Consider the following 11836-nt stretch of genomic DNA (forward strand, 5'->3'; position numbering starts at 1 on the left):
GTGACCCTCTCGCCCGATTTGCCCTCTCCCTTTGCGGTGACGGCAGGCTCGCCTGAGCATTCATGCAACTTGCATGTTAAATGTAGTGTCTTAGCAATATTTGGACGATAAAGGATGAACCCTGTCTTTGCAGACCAGGGGGACCGAGAGGGTATGAAGCAGATCGAGAGCGCGCGGCCCGCGGAGCAGAGCGCAGCCGGAGTCGGACAAGAGCCCAAGTCGCGCACGAACGGCGCGGTCCCCGGGAGCGACGGAGGAGTCAACACCGAGGCCTCCCCCTTGGTTGCCGTCTACCGCAAGGTCACGCCCAAGCGGTTGCGCCGCGCGATAGCCGGCCGGTTCTCCCCCGAAATGCGGCGCAGCATCAAGCGGTTCGTCAGCGCGGCGGCCCTCGGCCGCAGCGTCCAGCGGGTGCGAGGCGCCCGCCTCGCCGCACGGCGCCGCTCCCTGATCGCGGCGTCGGGGGGTGTCGTGCTGGCCGTGGACGGTCGTCCACGGATCGCTTTCGTCGAGGGCCGGCTCTCGCCGGAAACGGCCCGCCGTGCCGACCTGGGTGCGGTGATCGCCGCCTTGGAGGGGGCCGGCATCGGTTACTTCTGTGTGCGCAACCAGGAACCCGGCGGGACCACGGTGGCCGTCTCCGCCGATGATCGAGGACGCGCGCTGGGTGCCCTTGAGAAGCTGTGCCGGACGCTCCCCGCCTACTTCGGCAGCCCCCCTGGCAAGGACGGAGGGCGCGTTACCCCCGCCTACCGGCCCGCCGGGTGGCGGCGCTACGCCAAGACCAAGTCGCTGCGCTTGTTCTGGTACCGCACCGAGCCGAGCCGCCGCCTCGTCCTGGGCGCGGAACACGGCTGCACCATCGAGTTCTGGAAGCGTGAAGGCGACCGGCTGACCGCTCCGCGGCGCAACGCCATCACCGAGTCCGTGGCCGCCGAGGCGGCGTGCGTCGAGGTCCCGGTCGCCGCCTTCACCGCGCCCTTCGGTACCCGCGACGTCTCACCGGTGACGGTGCGTACTCGTGAGGAGTTCACCACGGTCCTGCCCCGCGACATCACCTTCCCCATCGACGTCGTCTACACCTGGGTGGACGGTTCCGACCCCAAGTGGCTGCACCGCCGGATCAGTTTCACTGACAGCGCGTACCACGAGGAGGCGGCCAACGCGGCGCGCTACGCCAACCACGACGAACTGCGCTACTCCCTGCGGTCGTTGGCGATGTACGCCCCATGGGTGCGCAACATCTACCTCGTCACCGACGACCAGACGCCGACCTGGCTGGACACCACCCAGCCCGGCATCAAGGTCGTCAGCCACCGCGAGATCTTCGCCGACCCGGAGCTGCTTCCCACCTTCAACTCCCACGCCATCGAAAGCCAACTGCACCGCATCGAGGGCCTGTCGGAACACTTCCTCTACTTCAACGACGACGTCTTCCTCGGCGCCGAGGTATCGCCGAAGGACTTCTTCCTCGCCAACGGGCTGACCAAATTCTTCCCCTCGCCCGCGCTCGTTCCGCTCGGGCCGCCAACGCCGGAGGACGTACCGGTCTCCATCGCGGGCAAGAACAACCGCGCCCTCATAGAGGAACGCTTCGGCACGACACCCGTCCGCAAGATGCGCCATGTCCCGCACGCGCTGACCCGGGGCGTCCTCAAGGAGATCGAGCAGGAGTTCAGCGAGCAGCACCGGGCGACGGCCGCGCAACGGTTCCGCGGCAGCACGGACATCTCCATCCCCTCCTCCCTCTACCACTACTACGCCTTCCACACCCGGCGCGCGCTGCCCGGCGACGTTGAGTACGGCTACATCGACGTCTCTCACCCCAACACCGCCAACCGGCTCGACCGGCTCCTCCTCAACCGCGACAAGGGAGTGTTCTGCCTCAACGACACTCTCTCCACGGAGGACGACTTCGAGCGGAGCACCTCGCTGCTGCGCCCCTTCCTGGAGTCGTACTTCCCGGTGCCCAGCCGCTACGAACTGCCCCGCTGACCCACAAGAAGAGCTCCCGTGCGATCACAGCCCACCCGCCGCACCGTCGTTGCCGGCCTCGTCACCCTCGCCGCGGCGGGGTGCAGCAGTGCTACGCGGACGGTCTCCTTGCCGTCCGCCCAACGCAGTGCGGTGGCGGCCGCCGAGGACGGGAAAAGCGGCGGCCGGGTCATGCAGATCCTCGCCCACCCGGACGACGACCTGTACTTCATGAACCCGGATCTCCAGCAGACCATCGGCGCCAATGACCAGCTCGTCAGCGTCTATCTGAACTGCGGTGAGACCGGCGGCCGCAACAAGGTTCCGGGCCGGCCACAGCCCAAGCCCCATCTCGCCGCCTATGCGGGCGCCCGCCGTCAGGGCCTGCGCCAGGCCTACGCGCTCATGGCGACCGGCAACGCGCACATGCGCTGGGGGATGCAGGCGACCGCCCTGCCCGACGGCACGCTCATCGAAGTGAACACCCTGGCCGGCCACCCCGGCATCCAACTGATCTTCTTGGGCGTGCGCCAGCACTCCGCCTCCGGGCGCGGCCACAAGCGCGGCCTGCGGGACCTGTGGGCGGACCCCACCATGGTCACCAGCACCCTGGTCAGCACGGGCTCTCCCGTCCGTGCCTCCCACAAGGTCACCCGGTCCGGACTGATCGACGCTCTGGTCCACCTCCTTGACCGCTACCAGCCCACGCTCGTGCGGACCATGGACCCCGACCCGGACATGCAGGTCCACGACCGACGGCACCGAGTCCACCACGACCAGCCCGGCTACTCCGACCATCCGGACCACACGGCTGCCGCACTGTTCACCTATGCCGCTCTCGAACGCTACAAGGGCCCCGGCAACAGCCGCCTCTATGCCGTCACGGCCTACCGCGGCTACTACAACGAACGCTGGCCGGACAACCTTCCGGCGCAGATCATCCGTACCAAGGCCGATGTGCTCAACGCCTACGGAGGCTCCCCGGACTCCTGCGACTTCCCCGGAGGCTGCGGCGACTACGACGTCGGCCAGGACCGCTCCTACCGGACCGGGTGGCTTCAGCGCACCAGCCTGCGCTATCCCACCGCGGCCCCGCAGATGCGGCAGGCTCCCGACGGGCGGCTGACCGCGTTCGCCGTCCTCGCCGGGCAGGCTGCGATGTGGCAGGAAACCGGGCGAGGCAGCGGCACGTGGACAGCACCGAAGCTCCTGGGCGGCGACGGGCTGCTGCCGGGCCTGTCCGTCTCCCTCACCGAAGACGGGTGCTGGCAGCTGTTCGCCGAGCGCATCACTGCCCTGGGCCCCGGACCGAAGGACAACCGCCGCGAGATCGTCATGACCGAACAGCGCCACAAGGGCGGCCCGTTCGGCGCCTGGACCTCGCTCGGCAACCCCGACCGCGACCCGGATCACGGCCGCCGGGTCGGCGGGCCCGTCGTGGCCCGCGGCGCCGACGGCACGACGTGGCTCTTCGTACGCAACTGGGCCAAGACCGTCTCCGCCCGCCAACGGCGCACCGACGGCAGCTGGACCGGCTGGAGGGACCTGGGCGGCGCCGCAGTCCAGGAGGGCCTGAGCACCGTCACCGACGCCAGGGGACGGGTCCACGTCTTCGGCTCCGGGCACACCACCATCCACCACTGGGCGCAGGAGCACACCGGCGGGGAGTTCGCCTTCCTCCGCACCGGCCTGCCGAGCCCGGCCGACCCGCCCACCGCGCTGGCACGGCCCGACGGTTCGGTCCTCCTCGCCTTCCGCGAGGCCAAGTCCGCCCGCCCGCTCGTCCACCGTCTTCCGGCCGACGGCGGGGCCTGGCGAAGCGAACGCGTCGATCTGGCCGCTCGCGGTTACGGCACGCTCGCCCTGCGCCCCGTAGATGACGGTGTGCTCCTGGCTGCCCGCAACAACGACGGCAGCACCAGCCTGGCCACCCTCGGCGCCGTTCACGCCCCCCGGTGGTCCACCATCACCGGTGCGGTGGTCGGTGCGGCCTCCCTGGCCACCGACGCCGCCAACCGTCCCGTCCTCGCCCGGCTGGCACCCGACGCGACACTCAAGACGTCGCTGGTGTCCCGCAACGCCCGCTCTCCGCTTGCTGGATGACGAGGACGGGACGGCCGGCGGCTTGGACGACGATCATCTTTCGGCGTGGCTGCTCAGAGCCAGTCTCGCCGCTTGAAGACCAGGTACAGAGTGACACATACGACCGCCATCAGAACGATGGCGAAGGGGTATCCGAACGCCCAGCGTAGTTCTGGCATCTCCGTGAAGTTCATGCCGTAGATCGTCCCGACCAGGGTCGGTGCGAAGAGAATCGCCGCCCATGCCGAAATCTTCTTGATTTCCTCGTTCTGCTCGAAGCCGGCCTCGGCCAGCGCCCGCATCTCGGCGTTCTGCTGCTGGTTCACCAGCGTCGCGTTGACCGTGAGGATGTCCTGCAGGGCCTGCCGGAAGCCGTCCACCCGGTCCGTCGTATGGAGTGCGTGGTCGGCCACATCGCGCAGATAGCGGCGGAGTTCCTCGTCGATGGCGTACTTCTCGAAGCCCGCGGTGAGGCTTTCCAGCATGCCGTTCAGCGGGCGGGTGGCACGCTGGAACTCCACGATCTCGCGGGAGAGTTCATAAATCCGGCGGGACACTCGTGGATCGCCGCCGAAGACCTCGGTCTCGATTTCGTCGATATCGTTCTGGACCCCGGAGACGACCGGCGCGTAGCCGTCCACGACAGCGTCGAGGATCGCGTAGAGGACCGCTTCGGGGCCGCGCTTGAGGAGTTCGGGGGTTTCCTCCATGCGGTGGCGTACGGCCGAGAGGTCGGGGGCGCCGCCGTGCCGCACTGCGATGACGAAGTCGCGTCCCACAAAGATGTGCAGCTCACCGAAGTCGACCTCCTCGGGGTCGTCCAGATAGCGCGCGGCACGCAGCACGACGAAGAGGGTGCCGCCGTAGCGCTCCAGCTTCGGCCGCTGGTGGGCCTCCAGGGCGTCCTCGACGGCATGGGGGCACCTCCCATGCCCGTTCAGGGCTATGGGGGAGGATGGAGGTCGAACTCCGAGGCAAGGGTGACCAGTTCGGAGGGGGCGGGGCGGTGCAGCCCGATCCAGGCCAGGGTGTCCGGGGTGGCGCGCAGCTGCCGGAAGGTGTCGGCGAGCGTGTCGTGGGTGCTGACGCGGTGTCCGTCCCGGTACAGGGCGGCGTTGATGACGCTGTTGGTGGTGTCGGGGGGCGGCGCCGGCGCGTCCGGCAGGGCGGCGGTCGCGGCCGGCGGGGGCGCGGCGGGCCGCTTCTTCGCGGGTTTGCGCAGGCCACGCAGGCCGCGCAGCCGCCGACCGGGAGGCTCGGCGCTCACGACAGAACCGACCTCCGTCACAAGGGGGGATGAACAGGCACACAGAAACTCGACGCAGGATATCTGCCGAGGCTGTCAGCACTGGTCAGGGGCCATGGTGCAGGATGGGGCAGGGGTGTGGCGCCGCGTGTCGCATCCGACAAGCTTTGTGTGTTTATCCCTAGAATTGTGCGATGCAGATACCGGTACCACAGACAGCCAGTGCTCCTCTGAGTGAGGTGATTCGGTGAACGACCCCGATGCCACCGACGAGCAGTGGGAAGGGCTCGCCGAGGTCGTCCCGCTCCGTAGCAGCAGCGAATGGCCGTCCTGGCCCGACCACCGCGCCCTCCCTGAGGAGGAACCGGCGGAGGAGATGCGGCGGTTCATCGTCATCCGCGTCCAGACCTTCGCGGACGCGCGCGAGGTCGCCGAGTACCTCATGGCGCAGCTCCCGGTCCTGCTGGACCTCAGCAGCGCCGACACCGACGTCGCCAAGCGCATCCTGGACTTCTCCAGCGGCGTGGTCTTCGGGCTCGGCAGCGGGATGCACCGCGTCGACACCAATGTGTTCCTGCTGGCACCGATCGGCACCGAGGTCGCCGAACCGACGGGCGGCGCCGTCTCCCGTTCCTAGCAGGAGGCGCCGTCCCCCGTTCGTAGGAAGAGCTGTCGGGCGTAACGGTTTTCCCGACGGGCCGCTGCATAGCGTCCCCACATGGATACCGACAGTGTGCGGCCGGCGGTCACCGAATTACGGCTGTCCGCCTTCAAGACCCATCGAGGCGTCACCCTGCCGCTCGGCCCGCTGACGCTGCTCAGCGGCGAGAGCGGCAGCGGCAAGTCGAGCGCGCTGCAGGCGTACGAGGTCCTCGCGCGGCTCGGCAGCGGGGAGCGGCTGGCGCGGGCCGTCGGGGCGGTGGCGGGCGGCGCGACGGCGTGCGTTCCGGCGGGCGCCCGCCCCGACGGACAGGGGCGGCGCGGGTTCCGGATCGGCTGCACGGTCGACGGCCCGGCCGGCCCCGTCCATCTCGATCTCGCCGTACAGGCCGAGCCCGAACTGCGCATCGTCGGTGAGCGGTTGACCGGCGGCGGCGAGACGCTGCTCACCACGGCCCTCACCGATCCGGCCCGGCCCGCCGTCCAGGCGGCCTGGCATACGGCGGGCGCGACTCCGGTGACGCGTGCGCCACTGCCCGACGACCGGCTGGGCACCTCTCTGCTGCCGTTGCGCGTCGCGGGCAAGACGGCGGGACAGCGACTGGTCCTGGCCGCGGCGGAGCAGGTGGTGGTCGCGCTCCGGTCGGCCTTCGTGTGCGACCCGCGGCCGGAAGTCATGCGGGCGGCGGGGAGGGGTGGGGACGTTGCGGATGAGGGGGCCGGCGGGGCCGATGGGGGAGGTGCGGCGCGGAACGGGGCTCGTGAGGGTGGCCGGGCGGGGGGCTCCGGGGGGTCCCGTGGGGCTGGGCGCGGGGGTGTGCGTGCGGGGCGCCGGGACGGTGGTGAGGCCGGCGACTGGGGACGTGACGGTGACGAGGAGGTGGACGAGGGGCGGCTGCGGTCGTCCTGCGACAACCTCCCGGCGGTGCTGGAGCGAACGAGTCGCGAGTGCAGGCTGCGGCATGAGGTGCTGGTCAAGGCCGTACGGGACGCGTGCGCCGGCCCTGTCGACGGGCTGCGGGCGGAGCCGCGGCAAGGGGGTACCAGGGGGACGCGGGGGGATGCCGGTCCGGGGGCGGGGCGGAAGGCCGGGGCAGCGGCGGCTCAGGCGACACAGGTGCCACGGAGAGCTCAGGCGGCTCAAGTGACTCAGGCGGTTCAGGCGTCCCCGGCCGTGAACGTGTCCCGGGCGGTGGATCCAGCACAGGGCGTGCGGGCCGTGATCGACCGTGGTGCGCTGGGAGCGCTGCCCATCGAGCAGCTCGGCGACGGTGAGCTGCGCTTTGTCGCGCTGGCGCTGGTACTGCTCACCGGCCCGGGGGTGCTGGCCATGGACCCGGCCGGGGAGATCCCGTCGGCCCAGCAGCAGCTGACGGTGATGGCGGACGGGATGGACCGCTGCATGGACGAGAGGCAGGTGCGCGAGCTGGTGTCGCTGGCCGTACGGATGGCCGAGCGGGGGCACGTCCGGCTGCTGGGGACGGTGCGCGACCCGTCGGTCGTCGAGGGGCTGCCCGGCGTACGGGTGCTACACCTAGGGGTATGAGTGAGGACCTTCAAGCCCTGCAGCGACGGCTCGCCGCATTCGCGGCGGCCCGGGACTGGCAGCAGTACCACACCCCGAAAAACCTGGCCGCGGCGCTCAGCGTCGAGGCTGCCGAACTGGTCGAGATCTTCCAGTGGTTGACTCCGGAGGAGTCGGCGAAAGTCATGACCGACCCGGAGCGCGCCCACCGGGTCGAGGACGAGGTCGCGGATGTGCTGGCGTATCTGCTCCAGTTCTGTGAGGCCCTGGGGATCGACGCCCTGACGGCGCTCGCGGCGAAAATCGAACGCAACGAGTCACGCTTCCCGCCGGTGCGCTCGGCACGGCCGGACCGGCCGCGGGGGAGCGAGGAGTAAGGATCGGCCGGGCGGTGGACGGGGGCGTGGGAGAGGTGCGCGGGCGGAGGCGCGCCCTCCCTCCCCTTCTCCTGCTGTGCGTCGAACGACGGGCGGGGATCGCGTTGATCGGCGTGACGGGGGTGTCGGCAGAGGTTCAAGTGGCCTGTGATGGCAGGGTGGTTCGCGGGGGCAGGGTGGCGCGAGGGAGAGGAGCGGGCCCGAACTCGCCTATTGTGACTCTTTGGAGTCATGGATCTTTCCACAGCGTCTCGCTTGTCCACAGATTTGCGAATTCCCCTGGCGTTTTTGGGTGTTCGACCTCACTCTGGGTAGTGGAGAGAGTGCAGGGTGAAGGTGACTGATGAGGGAAGGAGGGGGCGCGGATGGACGCGGTGCGGATCATCGCGGCCAACCGGCGCGGTCTGGCGCAGGCGAGCACGGCGCATGACGTGGTCGTCGAAGCATGGCAAGCGCAAGCCTTGGCGGAGGCGATCGGCAGCCATCTCGCGATATTCGGGCCCTATGAAGTGCGGTCCAGGGCGCGAGGGTTGGGCGACGCGGGCGGGCGGTTCAGCGGGGGACTGCTGTGCTCGGCGCCGGCAACCGGTGGGCTGCGGGCGGCTCAGCTGTCCGAAGTGCGTGATGTCAAGGCCGCTTTAACCGGCTTGTGCCAACTGCTGCAAGAGGTGTGCGAGGCACTGGTGAGTGTGGTGTCGACGGCGGACGAGGAGGGGATGTACTGGACCTGCGTCGAGGCCATCGACATGGCCGATGAATCGGGGGACCGCGTGGCCGGAATACTCGAAAGGCTAGAGGTGCGCGACCGGGATCTCGCCTGATGTAGCACCGGCCCCTGCTCATGCCTACGCCCACGTCTGCGCCTGTTGCCGCGCCCGACCATGCAGCCGGCAAGGGCTCAGCCACCGTCACCGCCGCCGAGGGAACCACCGTCCGGCGGACCCGTCCTCGACCGTCCGCGGGTAGCGCCACCGCTGCCGCACCTGTTGGCGGTCCCGCCGGACGAGATGCAGCTTTTCCGGCGCAGCAATTCCGAGGCAGCTGTTCCGGTTCAGCTGTTCCGACGGGACGCCAAGCGGTCAAGCGAGCTGCGGCATAACCTCCGCGGCAATCAGTTCCATGTGGTCCAGATCTGCAAGGTCCAGCATCTGGAGATAGACGCGCTGCGATCCGAGGGCGGCGAATTGCTCCAGTCGTTCCACGACCTCGGCCGGAGATCCCGCGAGACCATTGGCCTTGAGTTCTTCGACCTCTCGGCCGATGGCATCGGCGCGACGCTTGATGTCGGCGTCGCTCTTGCCCACGCACGCGACGAGCGCGTTGGAGTAGACGAGATCATCCGCCTTCCGGCCACGCTCTTCGGCCGCCGCCCGTACCCGCTTGAATTGCCTCTCCGTGTCCTCCAGCGAAGCGAAAGGGATGTTGAATTCATCGGCATACTGCGCGGCGAGAGCCGGCGTGCGCTTGGCGCCATGCCCGCCGATGAGGATGGGCACGTGCGGCTGCGTGGGCTTCGGGAGCGCCGGGGAGTCCTGCAGTTGGTAGAAATTCCCGGCGAAGTTGAAGCGTTCGCCCACAGGGGTGTCCCACAGGCCCCTGATGATCGCCAGTTGTTCTTCGAGCCGGCCGAACTTTTCCTTCGGGAACGGGATTCCGTACGCGGCGTGCTCTTCCGCGTACCAACCGGAGCCAAGGCCCAGATCCACCCTGCCGCCCGACATCTGGTCGACCTGGGCGACCTGGATGGCGAGTACGCCAGGCAGGCGGAAGGTTCCCGCCGTCATCAGCGTGCCGAGCCGGATCCGCTTGGTCTCGCGGGCCAGACCGGCGAGTGTGATCCAGGCATCCGTAGGGCCGGGCAGCCCGTCGACATTGCCCATGTGGAGGTAATGATCAGAGCGGAAGAAGGCGCCGTAGTTGAGCTCTTCAGCGGCCCGCGCGACGCGGAGCAGCCTCTCGTAGGTGGCTCCTTGCTGTGGTTCAGTGAAGATGCGAAGTTCCATACCGTCCATATTGCCTTGATGATCGCTGCCGACACGAGCCACCGGGAGCGCGTCGCAGACAGCGACAATCCAGCCGTGTGCGTACCGAGGGGCGGCATGAATGTGCTCGTGGCTGCGCTTCTCGTGGCATCACGCCGGCGCGGAGTCGGTGGTGTCGATCCCCGCTGCGGACGGCAGAACGGCCCTGATGTCAGTGGTGGGTTGTAGCGTTTTTGGAGGCGAGAGAGTACGCGTCTGGTGCGCTGAAATGCCGCTACTGCGGGGGGTTTGTGGATGTTCGCTGATCTTTACAGCGTTCGTGCCGGCGGTGGCCTGCTCGATCAAACAGCGCTGATACCGGAAAACCGGTGGGGGATCGGGGCCGGTGAAGTAATACTCGGACGTGTGTTCCTGACGATAACCACCACTGGCAGCGCCGAACGTCCCGCGACCGACCTCGGATTCCTGCTGCACAAGCATCCCGACAAGGCGCAGCAGTTCTCCACGTCGTACGGCACCGCGCATGTGCTCTACGCGGAGGCGGACGCCGAGCGGTGCACGGCCGCACTGCTGCTGGAGGTCGATCCCATCGCCCTGGTCCGTCGGGCCAAGGGAAAGGGCCGGGGCGGCGCTCCGGATTCGGCGCTCGGCCAGTATGTGAACGACCGGCCGTACGCGGCCTCCTCGCTGTTGGCGGTGGCGCTGCGGAGCGTCTTCGCGAGCGCGATGAAGGGGCAGTGCGCGGCGCGGCCCGAGCTGGTCGGGCGGGCGCTTCCGCTGCGTATCGAGGTGCCGGTGCTGCCCGCCCGGGGCGGTGCGGAGCTGGTGCGCAAGCTGTTCCAGCCGCTGGGATGGACGGTGCTGGCCGAGCCGCTGCCGCTGGACGAGACGTTCCCGGAGTGGGGCGACTCGCGCTACGTACGGCTCGTCCTGGAAGGGGAGCACAGGCTCTCCGACGCGCTGCGGCACCTGTATGTGCTGCTGCCGGTCCTGGACGACGCCAAGCATTACTGGGTCGCGCCCGATGAGGTCGACAAGCTGCTGCGAGCCGGCGAGGGCTGGCTGGAGGACCATCCGGAGCAGCGGCTGATCGTCGGCCGCTATCTCGCGCGACGCTGGTCACTGACCCGCCGGGCCATGGAGCGGCTGGAGCTGGAGCGGCTGGCCGAGGCCGACGGCGTGCAGGTCGAGGAGATCGACAACGCCGTGGACGAGGAGACCGACACCGAGGAGAAGCCGGTGCCGCTCGCCGTACAGCGGCGCGAGGCGATTCTCTCGGTGCTGCGCGGGGCGAAGGCGGCGCGGGTGCTCGACCTGGGCTGCGGGCAGGGCCAGTTGGTCGGTGCGCTGCTCAAGGAGAAGCAGTTCACCGAGATCGTCGGGCTGGATGTGTCGATGCGGGCGCTGCACGAAGCGCGGCGCCGGCTGCGGCTGGACCGGATGTCCGAGCGGCAGTCGGAGCGGATTCGCCTCGTACAGGGATCGCTGGCCTACACCGACATCCGGCTCAAGGGGTATGACGCGGCGGTGCTGAGCGAGGTCGTCGAGCATGTCGACCCGGCGCGGCTGCCTGCCCTGGAGTACGCGGTGTTCGGATCGGCCAGGCCGAAGTCGGTCGTGGTGACGACGCCGAACGTCGAGTACAACGTGCGCTGGGAGTCGCTGCCGGCCGGTCACGTACGGCATGCGGACCACCGCTTCGAGTGGACGCGGGAGGAGTTCCGGCAGTGGGCGCGGGAGGTCGCCGAGCGGCACGGCTACGCGGTGACCTTCGGTCCCGTGGGGCCGGAGGATCCCGAGGTCGGGCCGCCGACCCAGCTCGCGCACTTCCGGATGGCGGACGGTGCCGACGAGGCGGCGAAGGCGAACGGCGGCGAGAGCGCGAGCAATTCGGTGAGCATGAAGGAAGCCGCGGCATGACGGACGCCGACCGTACAGAGAACGAGAACAAGGCCCAGGACAGAGCCCAGGCCAGAGCCGCGGACAGGGC

At 69.2% G+C, this 11836-nt stretch carries 8 protein-coding genes and 1 pseudogene; 7 read left to right on the forward strand and 2 right to left on the reverse strand.

Translation table 11 applies throughout. The features are described from left to right. Positions 1-153 precede the first annotated feature (153 nt). Positions 154-1995 (forward strand): stealth family protein, encoded by a 1842-nt coding sequence (locus AB0I10_RS18215; RefSeq protein ID WP_363153485.1) that lies wholly within the window; start codon positions 154-156, stop codon positions 1993-1995. 18 nt (positions 1996-2013) lie between these two features. Then, positions 2014-4077, forward strand: a complete 2064-nt coding sequence (locus AB0I10_RS18220) for a PIG-L family deacetylase (protein ID WP_363153486.1) — start codon at positions 2014-2016, stop codon at positions 4075-4077. Between the two features lie 53 nt (positions 4078-4130). On the opposite strand, the pseudogene AB0I10_RS18225 reads toward AB0I10_RS18220, so the two are convergent. Next, positions 4131-5221: pseudogene (locus AB0I10_RS18225) on the reverse strand (magnesium and cobalt transport protein CorA). 328 nt (positions 5222-5549) lie between these two features. Between AB0I10_RS18225 and AB0I10_RS18230 the strand changes: the two are divergent. The 4 genes from AB0I10_RS18230 (at position 5550) to AB0I10_RS18245 (ending at position 8685) form a co-directional block, all read left to right on the forward strand. Then, positions 5550-5939, forward strand: coding sequence for a cell division protein SepF (locus AB0I10_RS18230; RefSeq protein ID WP_363153487.1), 390 nt, complete (start codon positions 5550-5552; stop codon positions 5937-5939). 81 nt (positions 5940-6020) lie between these two features. After that, positions 6021-7508 carry a biotin transporter BioY gene (locus AB0I10_RS18235; protein ID WP_363153488.1) on the forward strand — a complete coding sequence of 496 codons (1488 nt, stop codon included), beginning with the start codon at positions 6021-6023 and terminating at the stop codon, positions 7506-7508. Beyond that, the gene (locus tag AB0I10_RS18240) at positions 7505-7864 is read left to right on the forward strand and encodes a nucleotide pyrophosphohydrolase (protein ID WP_363153489.1); all 360 of its coding nucleotides are present in this window, start codon (positions 7505-7507) and stop codon (positions 7862-7864) included. The genes AB0I10_RS18235 and AB0I10_RS18240 overlap by 4 nt, the downstream gene beginning before the upstream one ends. Positions 7865-8229: 365 nt before the next feature. Beyond that, on the forward strand, positions 8230-8685 hold the full coding sequence (locus AB0I10_RS18245; protein ID WP_363153490.1) for a DUF6099 family protein: 456 nt from the start codon (positions 8230-8232) through the stop codon (positions 8683-8685). A gap of 258 nt (positions 8686-8943) precedes the next feature. Here the strand turns inward: AB0I10_RS18245 and AB0I10_RS18250 are convergent, their stop codons facing one another. Then, positions 8944-9867, reverse strand: coding sequence for an LLM class F420-dependent oxidoreductase (locus tag AB0I10_RS18250; RefSeq protein ID WP_363153491.1), 924 nt, complete (start codon positions 9865-9867; stop codon positions 8944-8946). A 384-nt stretch (positions 9868-10251) separates the two neighbouring features. On the opposite strand from AB0I10_RS18250, the gene AB0I10_RS18255 reads away from it, so the two are divergent. Further along, positions 10252-11766 (forward strand): 3' terminal RNA ribose 2'-O-methyltransferase Hen1, encoded by a 1515-nt coding sequence (locus tag AB0I10_RS18255; RefSeq protein ID WP_363153492.1) that lies wholly within the window; start codon positions 10252-10254, stop codon positions 11764-11766. The last annotated feature ends 70 nt before the right edge of the window (positions 11767-11836 follow it).

The sequence above is a fragment of the Streptomyces sp. NPDC050636 genome (genome assembly GCF_040654775.1).
Lineage (GTDB): Bacteria > Actinomycetota > Actinomycetes > Streptomycetales > Streptomycetaceae > Streptomyces.